At 64.9% G+C, this 16,971-nt stretch carries 27 protein-coding genes, 1 tRNA gene and 1 pseudogene; 24 read left to right on the top strand and 5 right to left on the bottom strand.

The window, feature by feature from the left end; genetic code table 11:
- Nucleotides 1–67: 67 nt before the first annotated feature.
- Nucleotides 68–277, bottom strand: coding sequence for a hypothetical protein (locus QNI11_RS01710; RefSeq protein ID WP_283982099.1), 210 nt, complete (start codon nt 275–277; stop codon nt 68–70).
- Here QNI11_RS01710 and QNI11_RS27695 point away from each other — a divergent pair.
- The 23 genes and pseudogenes from QNI11_RS27695 to QNI11_RS01600 all read left to right on the top strand — a co-directional run bounded on the left by QNI11_RS27695 (nt 263) and on the right by QNI11_RS01600 (nt 13,006).
- Complete coding sequence (locus tag QNI11_RS27695; protein ID WP_373418438.1) at nt 263–670, top strand: helix-turn-helix domain-containing protein; 408 nt, start codon at nt 263–265, stop codon at nt 668–670. The genes QNI11_RS01710 and QNI11_RS27695 overlap by 15 nt on opposite strands.
- Before the next feature lie 251 nt (nt 671–921).
- Nucleotides 922–1,191 carry a hypothetical protein gene (locus QNI11_RS01705; protein ID WP_283982098.1) on the top strand — a complete coding sequence of 90 codons (270 nt, stop codon included), beginning with the start codon at nt 922–924 and terminating at the stop codon, nt 1,189–1,191.
- Nucleotides 1,176–1,760 (top strand): hypothetical protein, encoded by a 585-nt coding sequence (locus tag QNI11_RS01700; protein WP_283982097.1) that lies wholly within the window; start codon nt 1,176–1,178, stop codon nt 1,758–1,760. The genes QNI11_RS01705 and QNI11_RS01700 overlap by 16 nt, the downstream gene beginning before the upstream one ends.
- Nucleotides 1,761–1,820: 60 nt before the next feature.
- Entirely contained in the window at nt 1,821–2,174 is a 354-nt protein-coding gene (locus QNI11_RS01695) for a hypothetical protein (RefSeq protein ID WP_283982096.1), read from the top strand.
- Nucleotides 2,171–2,596: a hypothetical protein gene (locus tag QNI11_RS01690; protein ID WP_283982095.1), complete on the top strand. Its 426-nt coding sequence runs from the start codon at nt 2,171–2,173 to the stop codon at nt 2,594–2,596. The genes QNI11_RS01695 and QNI11_RS01690 overlap by 4 nt, the downstream gene beginning before the upstream one ends.
- Nucleotides 2,597–2,718: 122 nt before the next feature.
- A complete protein-coding gene (locus tag QNI11_RS01685; protein WP_283982094.1) occupies nt 2,719–2,904 on the top strand; it encodes a hypothetical protein in 186 nt (61 codons plus the stop codon).
- Nucleotides 2,905–2,935: 31 nt separating this feature from the next.
- Nucleotides 2,936–3,943 carry a PD-(D/E)XK nuclease-like domain-containing protein gene (locus QNI11_RS01680; protein ID WP_283982093.1) on the top strand — a complete coding sequence of 336 codons (1,008 nt, stop codon included), beginning with the start codon at nt 2,936–2,938 and terminating at the stop codon, nt 3,941–3,943.
- A 2-nt stretch (nt 3,944–3,945) separates the two neighbouring features.
- On the top strand, nt 3,946–5,055 hold the full coding sequence (locus QNI11_RS01675) for an AAA family ATPase (protein WP_283982092.1): 1,110 nt from the start codon (nt 3,946–3,948) through the stop codon (nt 5,053–5,055).
- A complete protein-coding gene (locus QNI11_RS01670; protein ID WP_283982091.1) occupies nt 5,055–5,333 on the top strand; it encodes a hypothetical protein in 279 nt (92 codons plus the stop codon). Before QNI11_RS01675 ends, QNI11_RS01670 begins: the two co-directional genes overlap by 1 nt.
- A gap of 117 nt (nt 5,334–5,450) precedes the next feature.
- Nucleotides 5,451–5,936, top strand: a pseudogene (locus QNI11_RS27690) (DNA cytosine methyltransferase); the annotation flags it as partial.
- Between the two features lie 124 nt (nt 5,937–6,060).
- Nucleotides 6,061–6,966: a hypothetical protein gene (locus tag QNI11_RS01660; RefSeq protein WP_283982089.1), complete on the top strand. Its 906-nt coding sequence runs from the start codon at nt 6,061–6,063 to the stop codon at nt 6,964–6,966.
- A 69-nt stretch (nt 6,967–7,035) separates the two neighbouring features.
- On the top strand, nt 7,036–7,395 hold the full coding sequence (locus tag QNI11_RS01655) for a hypothetical protein (protein WP_283982088.1): 360 nt from the start codon (nt 7,036–7,038) through the stop codon (nt 7,393–7,395).
- Entirely contained in the window at nt 7,388–8,167 is a 780-nt protein-coding gene (locus QNI11_RS01650; protein WP_283982087.1) for a hypothetical protein, read from the top strand. Before QNI11_RS01655 ends, QNI11_RS01650 begins: the two co-directional genes overlap by 8 nt.
- Complete coding sequence (locus QNI11_RS01645) at nt 8,160–8,609, top strand: hypothetical protein (protein WP_283982086.1); 450 nt, start codon at nt 8,160–8,162, stop codon at nt 8,607–8,609. Before QNI11_RS01650 ends, QNI11_RS01645 begins: the two co-directional genes overlap by 8 nt.
- A gap of 18 nt (nt 8,610–8,627) precedes the next feature.
- Nucleotides 8,628–8,984: a hypothetical protein gene (locus QNI11_RS01640; RefSeq protein WP_283980370.1), complete on the top strand. Its 357-nt coding sequence runs from the start codon at nt 8,628–8,630 to the stop codon at nt 8,982–8,984.
- 16 nt (nt 8,985–9,000) lie between these two features.
- Complete coding sequence (locus tag QNI11_RS01635; RefSeq protein WP_283980371.1) at nt 9,001–9,195, top strand: hypothetical protein; 195 nt, start codon at nt 9,001–9,003, stop codon at nt 9,193–9,195.
- 30 nt (nt 9,196–9,225) lie between these two features.
- Nucleotides 9,226–9,528: a Gp49 family protein gene (locus QNI11_RS01630; RefSeq protein WP_283982085.1), complete on the top strand. Its 303-nt coding sequence runs from the start codon at nt 9,226–9,228 to the stop codon at nt 9,526–9,528.
- Between the two features lie 45 nt (nt 9,529–9,573).
- On the top strand, nt 9,574–10,455 hold the full coding sequence (locus QNI11_RS01625; RefSeq protein WP_283982084.1) for a phosphohydrolase: 882 nt from the start codon (nt 9,574–9,576) through the stop codon (nt 10,453–10,455).
- Nucleotides 10,456–10,471: 16 nt separating this feature from the next.
- Complete coding sequence (locus tag QNI11_RS01620) at nt 10,472–10,693, top strand: hypothetical protein (protein WP_283980379.1); 222 nt, start codon at nt 10,472–10,474, stop codon at nt 10,691–10,693.
- Between the two features lie 14 nt (nt 10,694–10,707).
- Nucleotides 10,708–11,037 carry a hypothetical protein gene (locus QNI11_RS01615; protein ID WP_283980380.1) on the top strand — a complete coding sequence of 110 codons (330 nt, stop codon included), beginning with the start codon at nt 10,708–10,710 and terminating at the stop codon, nt 11,035–11,037.
- 24 nt (nt 11,038–11,061) lie between these two features.
- Nucleotides 11,062–11,811 carry a hypothetical protein gene (locus QNI11_RS01610; RefSeq protein ID WP_283982083.1) on the top strand — a complete coding sequence of 250 codons (750 nt, stop codon included), beginning with the start codon at nt 11,062–11,064 and terminating at the stop codon, nt 11,809–11,811.
- A complete protein-coding gene (locus QNI11_RS01605; RefSeq protein WP_283982082.1) occupies nt 11,808–12,008 on the top strand; it encodes a hypothetical protein in 201 nt (66 codons plus the stop codon). Before QNI11_RS01610 ends, QNI11_RS01605 begins: the two co-directional genes overlap by 4 nt.
- Nucleotides 11,981–13,006 (top strand): tyrosine-type recombinase/integrase, encoded by a 1,026-nt coding sequence (locus QNI11_RS01600; protein WP_283982081.1) that lies wholly within the window; start codon nt 11,981–11,983, stop codon nt 13,004–13,006. Before QNI11_RS01605 ends, QNI11_RS01600 begins: the two co-directional genes overlap by 28 nt.
- 74 nt (nt 13,007–13,080) lie before the next feature.
- Here QNI11_RS01600 and QNI11_RS01595 read toward each other — a convergent pair.
- Nucleotides 13,081–13,157, bottom strand: a tRNA-Arg gene (locus tag QNI11_RS01595).
- A 162-nt stretch (nt 13,158–13,319) separates the two neighbouring features.
- Here QNI11_RS01595 and QNI11_RS01590 point away from each other — a divergent pair.
- Complete coding sequence (locus tag QNI11_RS01590; protein ID WP_100928122.1) at nt 13,320–14,345, top strand: LacI family DNA-binding transcriptional regulator; 1,026 nt, start codon at nt 13,320–13,322, stop codon at nt 14,343–14,345.
- 91 nt (nt 14,346–14,436) lie between these two features.
- Here the strand turns inward: QNI11_RS01590 and QNI11_RS01585 are convergent, their stop codons facing one another.
- The 3 genes from QNI11_RS01585 to aroA are packed head-to-tail and all read right to left on the bottom strand — an operon-like array spanning nt 14,437 to nt 16,944.
- Nucleotides 14,437–15,042 carry a d(CMP) kinase gene (locus QNI11_RS01585; RefSeq protein WP_283982080.1) on the bottom strand — a complete coding sequence of 202 codons (606 nt, stop codon included), beginning with the start codon at nt 15,040–15,042 and terminating at the stop codon, nt 14,437–14,439.
- 55 nt (nt 15,043–15,097) lie between these two features.
- The gene (locus QNI11_RS01580) at nt 15,098–15,604 is read right to left on the bottom strand and encodes a hypothetical protein (RefSeq protein WP_283982079.1); all 507 of its coding nucleotides are present in this window, start codon (nt 15,602–15,604) and stop codon (nt 15,098–15,100) included.
- The gene (gene aroA, locus QNI11_RS01575) at nt 15,601–16,944 is read right to left on the bottom strand and encodes a 3-phosphoshikimate 1-carboxyvinyltransferase (RefSeq protein WP_283982078.1); all 1,344 of its coding nucleotides are present in this window, start codon (nt 16,942–16,944) and stop codon (nt 15,601–15,603) included. Before aroA ends, QNI11_RS01580 begins: the two co-directional genes overlap by 4 nt.
- Nucleotides 16,945–16,971 lie beyond the last annotated feature (27 nt).

Below are 16,971 nucleotides of genomic sequence, written 5' to 3'. Positions count from 1 at the left end.
GAGGCGCCCTTGTAAGCGGTTAACGGGTCGTTAACTTTTGACGCACAGGCAAGAAACTCGTCGGGCTTCATTCCGCCGCCTCCGGAGAAGGGGTGGCCTGAGATCTGAGGAAGTCCCGAATGCGCGCTTCAGTCGTGAAATGCATGCCCCCACCCGCCCGCAGGCGCGGCACCAATTCACTGTTATTCACGGACTTCTTGCCGAAGTACGTGTCAGACATGCCGCTTTCCGAGAGGAAGGCGTCGATCTCGGCAAGGATGGGATGATGCTCTGTCATGATGGAGGTAGTATATCCGCTATCGCGGATGGGTCAACCGACTTCTATCAAAGACGTGCAATCGTTAACGCGGTGTCGGATACTTCCGCTATGAAAGATACCGCATGGCGCGAACGACTCTCTGCGGCAATCGCCCAAGACGGTCGTTCACTTAGGGAAATATCGCTGGCCTCTGACGTGTCGCACGGATACCTTCACGGGATTCTGCGCGACGGAAAAGAGCCTACGCTTGATAGATTCTTTCGGATCTGCAAAACGCTAAACGTTAGCTCCGCGCAAATCTTATTGGGTGTTGATCTCACCCAGGAGACAGAGCAGATCATCGTCCAGATTGAGCGGAATCCTTCGAAGCGGGCGGCCCTTCTAGCCCTGCTGTCCCCGTCAGGAGAGTAACCTGCCGGAGAATCTCCGACGCCTCCAGCTTGGAGAGCGCTAGTAAGGCTCCCGAAAACTCTGACGCTGTCATAGTCAACCCCACCCTTTTGGCTAGATTGGCACCGGTTTGACCTTCTGGTCAATCCTCAATGGTTCCCGTGTCGCACCAAAGGAATATCCGCAATCGCGGATTTTTCCGTTGACTATCCTCTATCGCGGACGCATACTCTCCCCATAGCCGCACGCTGCGGCGAACATGGAGAGAGACGATGAAGCCTGTACTGATCACCACCCAGCATCGCGGCGTCTTCGCGGGACTCGTCCCCGAAGATCAGGACATGACTGCCCGGTCCATGCCGCTCAAGAGCGCCCGCATGGCGATCTACTGGGGCACCACAAAGGGCGTCATGCAACTGGCCGAAACCGGCCCGACCGCCAAGAGCCGGATCAGCGCCACGGCGGACGTTCCGATGCTCAACGACATCACCGCAATCTTCGACATCACCGAGAAGGCGTGGGACGCATGGAAGAGCGCCTGATCACAGCCTACGACCTGATCGCCGGGGGCTGCTGCTTTGATGGCGTCATGAAGCGCGCCTCCCCGGAGTGGCCCGCCGCTTTCACGGTCCGCGCCGCGCTGGTCGAGGCGAAGGCAACCCGTCAGCACGATCTTGTCTCTAAGGCCCTGCAGATCGACGGCTACGGCGACGGCTACGGCTACGGCAACGGCGACGGCGACGGCTACGGCAACGGCGACGGCTACGGCAACGGCGACGGCAACGGCAACGGCGACGGCAACGGCTACGGCTACGGCTACGGCGACGGCTACGGCAACGGCGACGGCTACGGCAACGGCGACGGCAACGGCTACGGCAACGGCGACGGCGACGGCAACGGCTACGGCTACGGCTACGGCGACGGCTACGGCAACGGCGACGGCTACGGCAACGGCGACGGCAACGGCTACGGCGACGGCAACGGCTACGGCTACGGCTACGGCTACGGCAACGGCGACGGCAACGGCTACGGCGACGGCGACGGCTACGGCGACGGCAACGGCTACGGCTACGGCGACGGCGACGGCGGTTTCCTTGCAAGCGATGACTGACCAGCCGGGGCTTCGGCCCCGCGCAACCACCCGCACGCTGCGGCAAGAGGGAGAAACGAGATGACCGACACCATCGACATCGAGATTGACGACTTCCCCGGCGGCTCTGCCGTCTACGAATACGACGCCGAATGGCAGCCCGAGGAGCGCGACATTGGCGTGCACGCGGGCTGGAATATCACCGGCGAGATCATCTCAGCCAAGATCGGCGCGCTTCACCTGACTCGCGACCAGCTCGTGCAGGCGATGACCTTCGACAAGTGGGCCGGAGAGGCCGAGGTGGCGAAGCTGGAGGCCCTTGCCATGGAGCAGGCCAGAGCGGCTGCCGACGCCGCTGCTGAAGCCGCCGCGCTGGACTACGGCGACTATCTGCATGACCGCCGCAGGGATGCCTATCTGGAGGCCGCAGAATGACCAAGCACGACCTCACCTCCCTGCGCAAAGCAGCGAAGAGCATCAACGGCCTGACCATCGGCCAGATCACAACCCTCTGCGACCTCATCGCCTCTGGCGACCTGATCCACGTTGATGAGGTGCCGGGATACGTCGCGAAGACGAGGGGGGACGACGCAGAGTTCTGTTTTCAATTAGGGGATATGGTCAACAGGTTCCTAACGTGGCCACTGCCCGAGGATTTCCAACCTGACGGTGGCATTACCTTTGAACCGGTTGGAAACGCCGGAACAGCTCACGAGTACAAGCGCCAGCCATCAGGAACCAACCTGCTTAACTATGAGCAGGCCAAGGCGATGGTGCGGCATATCACTTCGGCCTTCATCGCAGACCACCCTGATACCGACCGCGAGACCATCCGCAAAGCGACAGGTGCGGAATGACCGACCTCATCAACAAATCCACAAGAACATGGACACCCGCGCGAACCCCCGCTGCGCGGGCCAGCGGCGGTGGCGACTCTCTCCCAGCCTCCGCCGCTTCATGGGGTAGCCAGGATATCGCCATGGAGCAGCGCAGACGCCGTGCCGCCGACCTCAAGGCTATCCGGATCATTGAGGATGTTTACGGCATGGAAGAACCCGAAGACCGCGACCGCATGCCCTCTGGCTGGTGGATCATCCCGTTCGCCCTGGCTGGCGCCCTGATCGGCGCCGGACTTGGCCTCCTGATCATCCGGTGGGTGATCTGATCGCCCCCTTCACACCAACAGAGGACTGACCATGGAATTCACAACAGGAACCGAATTGGCGCCCGGCGTTCACGCTGACATCCCAGACAGCCGCTACCACGCAGACACGCTTGCAGAGGCGCCGTCCCTGTCAAACTCCATCGCAAAGGAACTGCTGCGGTCCCCGCTGCACGCATGGACCAAACATCCCAGGCTGAACCCCGATTGGGAGCCGGACGACAGGAAGACCTTTGACATCGGGCGCGCCGCTCATTCCGCCGTTCTCGGGCGAGGGGCGGAGTATGTCGCGATCCCGGAGAAACTGCTTTCATCGAACGGGGCAGCATCGACCAAGGCGGCTAAGGAGTGGATCGAGGAGGCCCGGGACGCGGGGAAGACCCCGCTCAAGGCCGCCGAGGTCGATCAGGTCAACCGGATGGCCGAAAAGCTGCGCCTGCGACTGGCTGAATACGGCATCACTCTGGACCCGGCCCGCAGCGAAATGACGGCCATCGCAGAGATCGACGGCGTAACCTGTCGCTGCAGGGTGGACAACGCCCCGGTGAAGCCGATGCGAATTCCCGGCGTCCCAATGCCTCGTCTCGTGATGATCGACTTCAAGACATGCGAAGACGCCAGCCCGGAAGCGTTCCGTCGCGCCGTGGAAAACTACGGCTACGACTTCCAGAACGCCTTCTACCGCGAGGTCTGGGAGGAAGCATCCGGCGAGGCCAGGGACATGCTGTTCGTGTTCCAGGAAAAGGCAGCCCCGCAAGAGGTCTGCGTCGTGCATTTGCTCAATGAGCCCGGCCATTCCGGGGACTTCGGAGAGGATGCCCGCGCCAAGACCGCCGCCGCCCGCGCTCTTTGGGCCGAGTGCCTGAGCCGAAACGAATGGCCCGGCTACCCGAACGGCATCGTCACCCTGACGGCGCGCCCGTTCTTCCGCCAGGCATGGCAGGACAAAGCCACGATCCTGTCCGAAACCAGCAAACCCACGGCAGCCGCTTTGCGTGCCGCCTATCGCGGGCAGGCGCCCGCCGCAATCGCAGGAGAATAGACATGATCCGCTTCACCCCCGTCACCGAGATAAACGACCCCCTGACTCTATCCATCGGTCTGTCCGGCGGCAGCGGCACCGGCAAGACCTACACCGCGCTGCTCATGGCCCGCGGCATCGCAGAGGTGAAGACCGGGCGCAAGGGCGCCCCCATCGGCTACGTGGATACAGAGAACCGCCGGGCGCTGCACTACAAGGCGACCTTCCCGGAAATGATGCACTTCGATTTCACGGCGATTGATGGTGCCGGAAACCTCGTCGGGTTCGGCCCGGAGCGCTGGATCGAGGTCATAGACGCCGCAGAGGCTGCCAAGCTGCCGGTGGTGATCCTCGACTCCTTCTCGCACGCATGGGAGGGCGTCGGCGGAGTTCTCGACCTGCACGCCACCACTTTGGAGCGCTTGACCGGCGGCAATGATGCGCTCGCGGACAAGCGGTCGCAACTGGCCTGGGCCGAAGTCAAGCCGCGTTATCGCCGCCTGATCGATCGCATCGTGCGGGCGAAGTGCGACATCATCATCTGCACTCGGGCCAAGCCGGTGATGCAGAAGGGCTTCGGGGCAAATGCCGAGAACGCGCGCACAACGAAGACCCGCCGGAAGGACGTTCCTTGGGATCCGGCCAGCGACGGCGATCTGATGTTCGAGATGACCACTATGGTGATCCTCGACCCGTCCGCGCCAGGATGCCCGGTTCACCAGATCAAGGTGGCCGACCAGTTCAAGGGCCTCCTAGATCCCCGCAGCCCCATGGGCGTAAACACCGGCCGCGCTATGGCTGAGTGGGCCAATGGTCAGGGTGATGCGCAGAAACAGAAGGAAGTTCTGGATAGCGCCCGCGCCGCCGCCCGCAAGGGCAAGGCCGAGTTCCTGACGTTCTACAACAGCGACGAGGGAAAGGAGCATCGCGCTCTGATCCTGACCATCATCGAGGAGCTGAAACGCACCTCAGAAGAAGCGGACAGCCGCGCCGCCGCCGCTGATGATGACGACCCGTTCACCTCTGGCGAGACCTCGGACGACATGCCGTCGGATGAGGAAAGAGCAAAGGCGCAAGTTGAGGCCGAGGCCGATATTGCCAGACTTCGCCGTGAGCGCGAGGAAGCGGCTTGATGGATCTCGCGCACACGAAGCGGCACGACCTGCCCGGTGGAGGATCGACCATGGCGACCAACACCGAAACCAAGTGGTTCGTTGAGCAAAGGACGATCCTCGGGCGGTGGACGCCCGTCATCTACCACGGCGAGAAGCCGGTCGCGAAGACCACGGCAGGAACCCGCCGCGCCTTCCGGCGTGATCCGGTCAAGGTGCCGACTTGCTACCACAACCTGACCCTGAACCAGTTCGCCGAAATCTACGGCGTAGACGGTCGGTTCAAGAGCCAAGCGTAACAGAGCGCGGCCGCGCGGTGCGGCCCGCCCCCGGGGCTTAGCGCCAGTCCGGTGCGCCCCGGGGTGTAGATTGGAGAGACGGCATGACCATCGAAAGCCGCGAGAGGAGAGCATGACATGGTGCTACCTCCCCGAAACGGGCTGTCCCTCTGCGCTGGAGCCGGTGGCCTCGATATGGGCCTCATGCTCGCAGAACCCGACTTCCACACACGATGCTGGGTCGAATGGGAGCCAGAACCCCGCGAACGGATCATCGCCGCGCAGCGGGCCGGATACTTCGCCCCCGCGCCGATCTGGGACGACCTCACCGCCTTCGACGCCCGCCCCCTTGCCGGCTGCATCGACACCCTGCTTGCCGGATATCCGTGCCAGCCGTTCAGCCAGGCCGGGCAACGCCGGGGAGAAGACGACGAGCGCCACCTCTATCCCCACGTCAGCCGGGTCGCCGACGAACTCGGAGACGGGCTGGAGTGGATCTTCCTTGAGAACGTCGCCGGACATCTTAGCCTCGGCCTCGAAGCCGTGCTGCGTGACCTTTGGGGTTTGGGCTTCATCCCTGCGGCTGGCCTGTTCACAGCGGCTGAAACAGGCGCGACGCACGAGCGCAAAAGGCTCTTCATCGTGGCCCACCGCCCGAGCCTCAGAACAAGAGAACAGAACGACGAGGAGTGCCCCGTCGCACGGGACGACACATGGTCAGGTGCTTGCCGGAGTGGCGGGCGACTTCATGGCGAACTGGCCCACCGCGACGGGCAAGGATGCGGACGGAGCGAGGACGTTCAGTCTGGAGGTGAAACGGCTGCGCGCGAATGCGGGGCCGACATTGACAGACCTGACCGGGATATGGGCGACGCCGGTGGCGAACGACGACAACAAGACGCCGGAAGCTCACATGGCCATGAAGGCCAGAATGAAGGGAGGACCGCGCAATACGGTCACGAGCCTTCAAGTGCAGGCGATCATGTGGACGACACCGCAGGCGCACGATCAGAGGGCGCGCGGGGCTGGGCAGACGAGCGGTGCGACCGGGACAAATGCCGGGAACAGGTGTCTGGCGACGGACGCGATGAACTGGCCGACAGCGACCACGCGAGACCACAAAGGCAGCAGCGCCACCAGCTTGACGCGGAAGGACGGCAAAACGAGGCTCGACATGCTCGACTTCGCGGCGGAGCAGGGCTTTTCCCACCCGGACCCGGCGACCTCGACGCATGGGCGGCTGCACTCCGATCAGACCCGTCTTGCGCGCCTGCTCTATCGCGCCGCGATGCCAAAGCCGCCGCGCTCTATCTCGCGAGCGTGGTGCCGCCCGACGCGGCGGCCCGCATCGTGCAGCGCGCAGCAGGCCTACAGACTGCGGACCTCCTACGAGAGGTGGAGACAGAAGCGGCTCACCTGGTGGACGCGCAGGCGGCTGTCACCCGCTTTCGTAGAATGGCTGATGGGATGGCCCAGCGGTCACGCGCTCTGCGCATCCTCGGCAACGGAGTGGCACCACTGGCAGCGGCTTATGCGTGGCGCTCTCTCAGCGCTTCCCACTGCCTCGGCTGGCTGGATCTGGGATCCGCCTGCGAAGGAACCAGCAGAGACAGAACGACCGCCGGCGCAGCTCGACCTGTTCGGGGGGGTGTAGCGTGACCGGATTCAAGACATTTTCCGCCGCCCAGTGGGGCGCGTGGGCCACAGCAGAGGAGATGGCGGCATGACTGACGTGAGCAGAGAGGCGGTGGAGCGGCTGGAGAAGGAGATGTCAGCCCTTGCGACACGAGAAGCGGTGCACATGCCGAGCGGATGGGCCGATGCGCACGGCATTTACTCTGACACGGCAGACGCCCTGCGCGCCCTGCGGGACCACCTTGACCGCGCAGAGGCGGAGGTAGCTGAGGCGGTGAAGACGGAGCGGGAGCGGTGTGCACAGGTGGCGGATCGTTTCGCCGCTCGGGCTGAGAAACGGCAGTCAGGCTATCGCGGAGGGTCGGACCCGTGGGACCGATACCGCGCGCTAGCCGTCACGTACAGCAGAATCGCCGCAGCAATCCGGGAGGGCCGGGGCAATGACTGACGCACGCAAGCTTACCGAAGTCTCTCGCCTGCGGGCGAGTGCCGCAATCGGGCAAGATGCTTACGACTGCAAGCGCGTCTGGGAGTCATGGAACGTCGGGACAATGGGTCCTGATGACTTCGTGCCGATCATCAACGATGAAGACCGATTGATCGAGATAGCAGATGCGGTCTCAGAACCGCTGATCCGCCGTATCGCCGCCCTGGAGTCCGAGCTTGCCGCCGCCAGACGCTGCCCTCTCTGCGGGGGACGGACGCAGGAGATCGCGGTGAAGGTGAAGCCGCTGGTGTGGGAGGACGACAGCATCCCGACCAGAGAACGTGCTTTCGCATCAACTGAAATCGGTGGGTACTCTGTGGTTAAGAGCCACCTGACAGGGGTGGATTACTGGGTGACGGGGCCGGGTGGCCGCAAGCAAGTTGATGGCGACTTCGAAGCCGCCAAAGCCGCCGCTCAAGCCGACTACGAGCGCCGCGTCATTTCCGCCCTCGAATGCGCCCCCGTCCAATCGGTACAGGACCGCCCCAGCGTGGCAGAGGGGGCGGTCTCCGAACACTTCCACGATGAACAGGTCCGCATCTGGACCCAAGAAATCTTGGAGGCGCTGGCCCTGCATGACCAATACCGCCCCGAAACCTATGACGACAAGGTTGTCGCCCGCGAGGTTATCGCGCGCGAGTTGGTGGATATTGGCAAGGCCATCGACACGATGAGGATGACATCCCGCGCCGCCCTCCGCGCCGTCGCAGGGGAGGACGGCCAGCATGAATAGGGCGATGCAGTGGATCGCGAAGAAGGACCAAGCCGCTTTACTGGCGCGCGAGAGGAAACGGCGCAAGTCCGGCGATTGGGGAGAGTGGGAAACGCTCACCTTCATGCCGGGTCAGGTCGGCAGAGGATGGGCGGCCTTCGTCACGACTGCGCATCGCAACAAGGTCTTCAGCGTCCTAGACCGGCCGGCAGAGGCTGGCGTGAGACATCTCGCGGTCAGCAGCTTGTCAGGCCAGCGCCCCACATGGCCCGAGATGCAGCGGATCAAGGACGAATTGGCCGGCGTGGATGCGACCGCAATCGAGGTCTACCCGCCGCGCGACCAAGTGGTCGATGGGGCTGACATGTTCCACATCTGGGTGCTGCGCGGACGGCTGCCGTTCGGACTTCACCTCCACACCATCCCGCCCGCCGCAAGCGCGCTGCGCGCTCAACCCACCTAACCCCGAAAGGAAAAAACCATGCCAGTATCCATGGAAACAGCGCGAGCAATCGCTTTCGCGCACCGCGAAATTGAGACAGCGGAAAAGCTGCTCGCAGATGTCGAAGCGGCCATGGCCACTTCGTCTTTCGATCAGAAGGACATCCGGGACGCCTTCGGGCGTCGGTATGATGGCTTGCAGCTTGGCGTCCCCTCGGGGTCCGGTCACCGCATTTTCAATGTTCCGTTTTCGATGTGCCGGCCGATCATCGAAGCGCACATCGCAAACCAGCGGACCATCGTGCAGCTCTACAGCGAAAAGGCTGGTATCGAGGCGATGGGCGACAAAGGCGAGATAATGCCCACCGCTGAGCGGATCGAAACCGAGTCCGAATAACCCGCAGGAGGGGCAGATGACCGTCAGCGCAGAAACAGTCGAGGCCCTACACGCCGTCAAGGCGGCATGGGATCACTGCCAATCAGTGTGCGATTACCGGAACCCGAAACGCGATGATGAGGGCCAAGGCCGCATCTGCGAACACCACGACAACACCAGCGGCATGGAATGGTGCGACCCCTCGCACTGCCCTCTGCTGGCGCTGTCCTGAAAACCCGCAACCGCTCGAAAGGAGATACCCATGAGCAAAGACGAAGCGGCCATCGAGGCCGAAATCAAAGAGAAGGGCCTGACCGCAAAGCGCATCACGCCCGACATGCTCGATGCCGAGATCGTGGCCGAAGACTATCACGTCTTCCCCGGCTCGTGCCTGACTGTGTGCTGCCTGACGCTCAAGAACGGCTTCACCGTCACCGGCGAAAGCGCATGTGCCAGCCCGGAAAACTTCAACGCCGAGATCGGGCAGAAGATCGCCCGCAGCAACGCCCGCGAGAAGCTGTGGCCGCTTCTCGGCTTTCGCCTGCGCGACCAGTTGGCCGCCTAATCTTCTAGGTCGGGACATCCCGGCCTAGCCACTCAGGAGACCGCCATGACCGACACCATCTGCATTTACCACGCCAATTGCGCGGACGGTTTCACCGCCGCATGGGCTGTGCGCGAAGCCCTTGGCGATGCCGTCGAGTATATCCCCGCGAGCTACGGCAGCGAGCCGCCGAAGGTGGCCGGGGCTGACGTCATCATCGTGGATTTCAGCTACAAGAGGCCGGTTCTGGAGCGCATGGCGATGTCGGCCAGGTCGATCCTTATCCTCGACCACCACAAGACCGCCAAGGATGATCTGAAGGGCATCCCGGCTCCGGTCGGCGGCTGGGATCTGCACCGCAGTTGCGCCGGAAACCCCGTCGCCCTGTTCGACATGGAGCGCAGCGGCGCGCAGATGGCGTGGGATTACTTCTGCCGAGGCGAGCGCCCCTTCCTCGTTGACGTGGTAGCTGACCGCGACCTCTGGCGCTGGAAGATCGACCAGTCCCGGGAGATCAACGCCGTGATCGGTTCCCACGAAATGACTTGGGACACATGGCACGAACTGGCCGCGCGCCTCCAGGCTGATGCGGACATTGGTCGGGTCGCCGCCGAAGGCGAGGCCATCCTGCGGGCGCATGACAAGCTCGTGCGGCAGGTCATCGACGTGTCGAAGCGGCGAATGATGATCGGCGGCCATGATGTGCCGGTCGCAGCCGCACCCTACGCCTTGGCCTCGGACACCGCAGGGACCATGGCAGAAGGTGAACCCTTCGCCGCTACCTACGTCGACGGACCCAAGGGCCGCGCCTTCTCTCTCAGGTCCAGAGCCGACGGGCTGGACGTGTCGAGCATCGCGCAAGCCTATGGCGGCGGCGGGCACCGTGGCGCTGCTGGCTTCCTGATGCCGCTTGGCTGGGAAGGCGACCCTTCTCCCGTACAATCCTGAAGACCCGGAGGCACCCATGGCAGCCTATGTGAAACAGCAAGATCAAGTTGTCCTGATCCTATCCAAGGCTGAAGCCTCGGCCTTGAACGACAGATTGGACCGCACGCAAGAAAGTTGGGATGTAGTGGTCGAAATCTTCCCCTCGAATAATTCGACAGCGGCGGCGCTTGACCGGGCGCAGCGCGCGCTGGCCGTTGCCTGCGAACCATCCTCGCGCTCAGGCGCAGCGATCCTGTAACCCCGGAGACCGCCATGCAGCTACGCGAGACCATGAGAGCGCGCCACGCGCCTGACGTTTACGCCGGCCCCAACTGCGACCGGCACGAACCGCGCTGGATGGGATCGGCGGAGGGCGACATGGACGGAGACGGGCCAGTGGGCCGCGAAGGTACGCTCATGCTCTCAGCACGGACCTTCCCGCCGGGAACGGTGGTCGCGGTCTCGATTCCTGTGTGCCCCAACTGCCAGGAGACCCCGCACGACATGGGCGATTTTCCCGACGGCAAGGGCGGCTGGTTCACCAAGTGGTCGTGCGGCTGCGATTTCGACTGGCACGAGTGGGCCAGCGATGAATTCTCCTGAAACGACCTAACGCTGGAGACCGCCATGACCGTCTTCCTCCCTCCCAACTGCCCCGACTGCGGCCGCGCCCCCGGCCAGCAGCACCAGGACTGGTGCCCCGATCACGGGCCGGTCGAGGGGCCGAAGCGCGCCATGCCCGACAAGCCGATCCTGTTCAGCGCGGCCATGATCCGCGCGCTACTCGACGGACGGAAGACCCAGACGAGGCGGGCCATCACGAAGGCTGCTGCGATTGATGCGTTATCCGTCTTCGGCCCGGATTTCCTCACCCTGCCGGGAAACCGGGACCTACTGCCGATCAATGTTGTGCCGGGAGACCGCCTCTGGGTCCGCGAGGCATGGCGCACAGCTGATGCCTATGACGACCTCAAACCGTCAGAGCTGGGTGGCGAGGAGCCGATTTCCTTCGAGGCAGACGGCAGCGCGCAAACCTTCGGATGGCCATCGCCTCGTGCTTGGGGGCGCTATCGGCACGGGCGGTACATGCCCCGCTGGGCCTCCCGCCTGACCCTGACCGTGACGGACGTCCGGGTCCAGCGAGTGCAGGAGATCAGCGAGGCGGACGCGGTGGCGGAGGGCGTGGAGTCCGACAGCGACGGATGGCGGGACTATCAAATGCCAAACACTCAATGCTGCGGCACCGCCCTCGAATCCTTCCGCACCCTTTGGGACAGCCTCAACGCCCCGCGCGGCTACGGCTGGGACGCCAACCCGTTTGTAGCCGCCTACACCTTCACCGTTGCGCGGCAGAACATCGACCAGGTGACAAAATGACCTCCCCCCGCCCCCTTGCCGTTGAGCGCCTCCGCGAAGCCGCAGAGGTCGCCAGAGATACAGGCATGGCCATCGACGTGCGGCGCGGGCCGGACGGATCGTGGCTTTACCGCATCGCGCCTCCCGGTGCACTATCGTCGCTGGTCGTGGAAGAGCGGGAGCAAGATGAATGCGCGGCGGCATTCGGGTCAGAATGAAGGGGCTTTGGGTCCACCCGCGGTCCGGCATTCCGTATCACCGGAGCCGTAAGGGTGGGAAACAGAAGCTGACCCCGTTGCCGACAGGCCTGCCCTTCGATCACCCGGACTTTCTCGCGGCTTTCGCAGAGGCGGCGCGCGGCGTCGAACCCGCCAAGGTCGCAGCACCGGGAACCATCGCCAGCACTTGGTCACTGATTCTGGCCAGTGACGACTTCGCGGAAAAATCCACCGGCTATCAGGCCATCATAAAGCGCCAGTCCGCCGGGATCATCGAGAAGGGAGGCACCTTCCGCGCAACTGCGGTGACAGAGGTTGCCGTCCGTCGAGATCTGGCCAAGGCGTCAAACCCCGGCGCCCGGTGGCGGGCGTGGCGCATGTGGGCCACCATCGGCGTTCGCGACGGCTGGCTATCGACCGACCCAACGAAAGCGATCACCAAGCCGAAGGAAGCAGACGGCGAGCATCCGGCGTGGTCGACGGCCGAGATCGTGGCATTCCGCAACGCCTACCCGATCGGTTCCAGCCCGCGCGCCATCGCCGAGCTGGCCTATTGGACCGGCGCACGGGTATCGGACGTGGTCAAGCTCGGGCCGCGCATGGTGGATCAAGACGGGGTTCTGGTGTTCACGCAGACCAAGACTGGCGATCTGGCCTACGTGCCTTGGTCCTGCCCCTTGCCCGCCTATGCGGCACACATGGAGCGGGACCGAGCTATCTGCAAGCAGGCGCTGGAACACATCGGCCCGGCGTTCACGTTCCTGGAAGCTCGAGGCAGGCCGCGCAGCCACAAGGGCGCAGGTGCAACGATCATCAAGGCGTGTAAGGCCATTGGCATGGATCGAAGCATCCACGGGCTGAGAAAGGCGCGTGCGGTCGCGTTGGCAGAAGCCGGCGGGACCGCGCCGCAGATCGCCTCATGGACCGGCCACCGGAGCCTTGCAGAGGTGACTCACTACATCGCTGAGATGGATCGGCAGAGGGCCGTCAGGGGGTGATTTGGATACCACTTTCTGAAAAGTGGATACCAAAGAGCCTAAGGCCATAAAAGAAAACGAGAATTTTAAAGGGCTGGCGATCCCGGCAGGATTCGAACCTGCAACCTGCCCCTTAGGAGGGGGCTGCTCTATCCAGTTGAGCCACGGGACCGCACGCCCCGCCTCTTAGCCTGTCCGGTACGCCTTGTCATGACCCTTTCCGCCCTCGAAAGGACAGGTTCCGCGCGCGGGTGTGCCGCACCGCAGCCCTCTCTTGCGCATGGCGGCGGGCGCGGCGTATCGTGAAGCAACTCGAAGAAAAGGAATTTCCCAAGTGCCAGCAGACGATCACCGCCCGCTTACCCTGCGCGACGTTTCCGAAGCCTCCGGCGTCTCCGAGATGACGGTCAGCCGCGTGCTCAGGAACCGGGGCGATGTCAGCCAGGCCACGCGGGAAAAGGTGCTCGAAGCGGCCAAGGCGCTGGGGTACGTGCCCAACAAGATCGCCGGGGCGCTGGCCTCCCAGCGGGTGAACCTGGTCGCGGTCATCATCCCCTCGTTGCGCAACATGGTCTTCCCCGAGGTGATGTCCGGCATCTCCCGCGTGCTGGAGAACACCGAGCTGCAACCGGTGGTCGGCGTGACCGACTACCTGCCGGAAAAGGAAGAGCGCGTCCTCTACGAGATGCTTTCCTGGCGGCCCTCCGGCGTCATCATCGCGGGCCTCGAACATTCCGAGGCCTCCGAGGCCATGCTCAAGGCCTCCGGCATCCCGGTGGTCGAGATCATGGACACCGACGGCGACCCGATCGACTGCGCCGTGGGCATCAGCCACCGCCGCGCCGGTCGCGAGATGGCCCGCGCCATCCTCAAGCAAGGCTACCAGAAGATCGGGTTCATGGGCACGAAGATGCCGCTCGACCACCGCGCCCGGAAACGGTTCGAGGGCTTCACCACCGCGCTCGCCAAGGAAGGCGTGGAAATCGCGGAACACGAATTCTACTCGGGCGGCTCCGCGCTGAAGAAGGGCCGCGAAATGACCAAGGCGATGCTTGAGCGTGAACCCGAACTCGATTTCCTCTACTACTCCAACGACATGATCGCGGCCGGCGGGCTGATGCACCTGCTCGACGCCGGGATCGACATTCCCGGCCGCGTGGGCCTTGCGGGCTTCAACGGGGTGGAACTGCTCGACGGTCTGCCGCGCCAGCTTGCCACGATGGACGCCTGCCGGACAGAGATCGGCACCCGCGCCGCCGAGATCATCGCCGAACGCGTCTCCAACCCCGCAGCCGAGGTGGAGCGCCTGATCGAACTGACGCCCACGATCAACTACGGCGACACGCTCAAACGGCGCTGACCGGCAGGGGCCCGAAACGGCCTCCTTCCTTCATCTTGGAAAAAATACCTGGAAAAACCCGATCCGCGCCGACGCGCGGTCGGGCAAGCGCTCAGCGGCGGGCCTCGACCGCCGCGATGGCCGCCGCAACCGCATCCGCGATCGCCATCTCCGAGGTGTCGACCACCGTCGCATCCCCCGCCGCCACCAGCGGTGCCTCGGCACGGCTCATGTCACGCGCATCGCGCGCGCGCACGTCCGCCAGCACCGTGTCGTAGTCCACATCCAGCCCCCTCTCCACAAGCTCGCGGAAGCGGCGCTGCGCCCGGACCTCGGCGCTGGCGGTGACGAACAGCTTGGCCTCCGCCGCCGGGCAGATCACCGTGCCGATGTCGCGACCGTCGAGGACCGCGCCGCCCTCGCGCCGGGCAAAGCCGCGCTGGAAGTCGACCAAGGCCGCGCGCACCTCCGGCAGCACCGCCACCTGGGAGGCCGCCTGCGCCACCTCCGGCGTGCGCAACGCGCCCTCGTCCAGCTCTGCGGGGTCCAGTGCCCGGGCCGCGGCAACCGGGTCCTCGCCGTTCAGCAGGTGCCGTCCGACCGCGCGATACAGCAGCCCGGTGTCGAGATGCGCAAAGCCGAAGTGCGCCGCCACCGCCCGCGCGATGGTGCCCTTGCCCGCCGCAGCAGGCCCGTCGATGGCGATGGTAAAGTTCATGGCAGCCTCCGTGTCGCGCCCGGCGCATACCAACGTGCAACCCGAAAGGAAAGGCTCAGCGCCCGAGATCGCGCAGCAGCAGACCCCCGGTCACCAGCGGGTAGAGCACCAGCTTGGCCCGGGTGAAGGGCACGGCCTGCGCATCTTCGATCAGCGGCGGGTACAGAACCCAGCCAGTCGGCAGGCTCCGCCCCATGGCCCAGTCGAGCGCCTGTTGCAGCAGGACGTTCTCCGCAAGATCGCAGGCCAGCACCACCCCCGCCAGCGCCATGCCCACCGCGCGCCGGTCGGGAAAGGCCAGGACCACCCAAAGGCCCCAGAGCCCCATGAACAGGAGGTCGAGCCGCAGGATGTTCCGGTAGAGCCCGCCTTCGCCGGAGCGCAGCAGTTCGGTTCCGAACGCCTGCAGGTCCAGGGACGAGTAGCCGCGGAAGGCCAGTTGCGGAAGGAAGCCGCTGTCGGTAAGCGGCGCGATCTTCCAGTGCAGCAGCGCCGCCATCAGCGTCAGAACCGCCAGCGCGCCCAGTCCGGCGGCCGGACGCGGGTGGCGGCGCAGGATCACGTGCGCTCGATCCGCGCGCCGAGCCCGGCCATCAGCCCTTCGAAAATCGGGAAGGAGGTGGCGATCGGCTGGCCGTCGTCGACCGACATCGGCGCGTTGGTCGCCAGACCCATCACCAGGAAGGACATGGCGATGCGGTGGTCGAGGAAGGTCTCTGCCGTCACGCCGCCCGCGACATCGCCGAAGCCGCGCCCGTGCACCGTCCACCAGTCGTCGCCCTCGTCGACCTGCACACCCGCAGAGCGCAGCCCGCGTGCCATGGCGTCGATCCGGTCGCTCTCCTTGACCCGCAGCTCCTTCACCCCCGGCATGTGCGTCTTGCCCTGCGCAAAGGCCGCCACGACCGACAGCACAGGGTATTCGTCGATCATCGAGGCCGCGCGCTCGGCCGGGACCTCGATCCCCTTCATGTCCGGAGAGAACTTCGCGCGCAGGTCCGCGACGGGTTCGCCGCCCTCCTCGCGCATGTTCTCGAAGGTCAGGTCCGCGCCCATCTCCTGCAGGGTGAAGAACAGCCCGGCGCGCGTCGGGTTCAGGCCGATGTTGGGCACCAGCACGTCCGAGCCTTCGGCAATCAGCGCCGCGCAGACCGGGAAGGCGGCCGAGGACGGGTCGCGCGGCACGACGATGTCCTGCGGCACGAACTCCGGACGGCCCTGCAGCGTGATGACCCGGCCCTCGTCGGTGTCCTCGGTCGAGATCGTGGCGCCGAAGCCCGCCAGCATCCGCTCCGAATGGTCTCGGGTGGCCTCGCGCTCGATCACCACCGTCTCGCCCGGGGCATTCAGCCCGGCCAGCAGCACCGCCGACTTCACCTGCGCCGAGGGCACGGGCGTGGCGTAGCGCACCGGCATGGGTTCCTTTGCGCCGACGATGGTCATCGGCAGCCGCCCGCCGGACCGTCCGTAGGACCGCGCCCCGAACAGCGCCAGCGGATCGGTCACCCGCGCCATCGGCCGCTTGTTCAGCGAGGCGTCGCCGGTGAAGGTCGCAACGATGGGCGAGGTCGCCATCGCCCCCATGATCAGCCGCACGCCGGTGCCGGAGTTGCCGCAGTCGATCACGTTCTCCGGCTCGAGAAAGCCGCCCACGCCGACGCCATGCACATGCCAGGTCTCGCCGATCTTCTCGATCTGCGCGCCGAAGGCCTGCATCGCCTTGGCCGTGTCCAGCACGTCCTGCCCTTCCAGGAGCCCCGTGACCTTCGTCTCGCCCACCGTCATCGCGCCCAGGATCAGCGAGCGGTGAGAGATCGACTTGTCCCCCGGCACATGCGCCTCTCCGGTCAGCGGACCGGCGCGGCGGGAAGTCATCGGAATGGGCTCACCATGGGCGGACATGCAGCGTCTCCTGTCAAGATCGCGGCA

It is taken from the genome of Sagittula sp. MA-2 (assembly GCF_030126985.1).
Lineage (GTDB): Bacteria > Pseudomonadota > Alphaproteobacteria > Rhodobacterales > Rhodobacteraceae > Sagittula.
The sequence above is the reverse complement of the archived record's forward strand: the minus strand, read 5'-3'. Positions and strand labels throughout refer to the sequence as shown.

What these genes read in the sequence shown, in the direction of transcription:
- QNI11_RS27695 (WP_373418438.1), top strand. Translation starts at nt 263, where the DNA reads ATGATGCTCTGTCATGATGGAGGTAGTATATCCGCTATCGCGGATGGG.
- QNI11_RS01710 (WP_283982099.1), bottom strand. Translation starts at nt 277, where the DNA reads ATGACAGAGCATCATCCCATCCTTGCCGAGATCGACGCCTTCCTCTCG.
- QNI11_RS01705 (WP_283982098.1), top strand. Translation starts at nt 922, where the DNA reads ATGAAGCCTGTACTGATCACCACCCAGCATCGCGGCGTCTTCGCGGGA.
- QNI11_RS01700 (WP_283982097.1), top strand. Translation starts at nt 1,176, where the DNA reads ATGGAAGAGCGCCTGATCACAGCCTACGACCTGATCGCCGGGGGCTGC.
- QNI11_RS01695 (WP_283982096.1), top strand. Translation starts at nt 1,821, where the DNA reads ATGACCGACACCATCGACATCGAGATTGACGACTTCCCCGGCGGCTCT.
- QNI11_RS01690 (WP_283982095.1), top strand. Translation starts at nt 2,171, where the DNA reads ATGACCAAGCACGACCTCACCTCCCTGCGCAAAGCAGCGAAGAGCATC.
- QNI11_RS01685 (WP_283982094.1), top strand. Translation starts at nt 2,719, where the DNA reads ATGGAGCAGCGCAGACGCCGTGCCGCCGACCTCAAGGCTATCCGGATC.
- QNI11_RS01680 (WP_283982093.1), top strand. Translation starts at nt 2,936, where the DNA reads ATGGAATTCACAACAGGAACCGAATTGGCGCCCGGCGTTCACGCTGAC.
- QNI11_RS01675 (WP_283982092.1), top strand. Translation starts at nt 3,946, where the DNA reads ATGATCCGCTTCACCCCCGTCACCGAGATAAACGACCCCCTGACTCTA.
- QNI11_RS01670 (WP_283982091.1), top strand. Translation starts at nt 5,055, where the DNA reads ATGGATCTCGCGCACACGAAGCGGCACGACCTGCCCGGTGGAGGATCG.
- QNI11_RS01660 (WP_283982089.1), top strand. Translation starts at nt 6,061, where the DNA reads ATGGCGAACTGGCCCACCGCGACGGGCAAGGATGCGGACGGAGCGAGG.
- QNI11_RS01655 (WP_283982088.1), top strand. Translation starts at nt 7,036, where the DNA reads ATGACTGACGTGAGCAGAGAGGCGGTGGAGCGGCTGGAGAAGGAGATG.
- QNI11_RS01650 (WP_283982087.1), top strand. Translation starts at nt 7,388, where the DNA reads ATGACTGACGCACGCAAGCTTACCGAAGTCTCTCGCCTGCGGGCGAGT.
- QNI11_RS01645 (WP_283982086.1), top strand. Translation starts at nt 8,160, where the DNA reads ATGAATAGGGCGATGCAGTGGATCGCGAAGAAGGACCAAGCCGCTTTA.
- QNI11_RS01640 (WP_283980370.1), top strand. Translation starts at nt 8,628, where the DNA reads ATGCCAGTATCCATGGAAACAGCGCGAGCAATCGCTTTCGCGCACCGC.
- QNI11_RS01635 (WP_283980371.1), top strand. Translation starts at nt 9,001, where the DNA reads ATGACCGTCAGCGCAGAAACAGTCGAGGCCCTACACGCCGTCAAGGCG.
- QNI11_RS01630 (WP_283982085.1), top strand. Translation starts at nt 9,226, where the DNA reads ATGAGCAAAGACGAAGCGGCCATCGAGGCCGAAATCAAAGAGAAGGGC.
- QNI11_RS01625 (WP_283982084.1), top strand. Translation starts at nt 9,574, where the DNA reads ATGACCGACACCATCTGCATTTACCACGCCAATTGCGCGGACGGTTTC.
- QNI11_RS01620 (WP_283980379.1), top strand. Translation starts at nt 10,472, where the DNA reads ATGGCAGCCTATGTGAAACAGCAAGATCAAGTTGTCCTGATCCTATCC.
- QNI11_RS01615 (WP_283980380.1), top strand. Translation starts at nt 10,708, where the DNA reads ATGCAGCTACGCGAGACCATGAGAGCGCGCCACGCGCCTGACGTTTAC.
- QNI11_RS01610 (WP_283982083.1), top strand. Translation starts at nt 11,062, where the DNA reads ATGACCGTCTTCCTCCCTCCCAACTGCCCCGACTGCGGCCGCGCCCCC.
- QNI11_RS01605 (WP_283982082.1), top strand. Translation starts at nt 11,808, where the DNA reads ATGACCTCCCCCCGCCCCCTTGCCGTTGAGCGCCTCCGCGAAGCCGCA.
- QNI11_RS01600 (WP_283982081.1), top strand. Translation starts at nt 11,981, where the DNA reads ATGCGCGGCGGCATTCGGGTCAGAATGAAGGGGCTTTGGGTCCACCCG.
- QNI11_RS01585 (WP_283982080.1), bottom strand. Translation starts at nt 15,042, where the DNA reads ATGAACTTTACCATCGCCATCGACGGGCCTGCTGCGGCGGGCAAGGGC.
- aroA (WP_283982078.1), bottom strand. Translation starts at nt 16,944, where the DNA reads ATGTCCGCCCATGGTGAGCCCATTCCGATGACTTCCCGCCGCGCCGGT.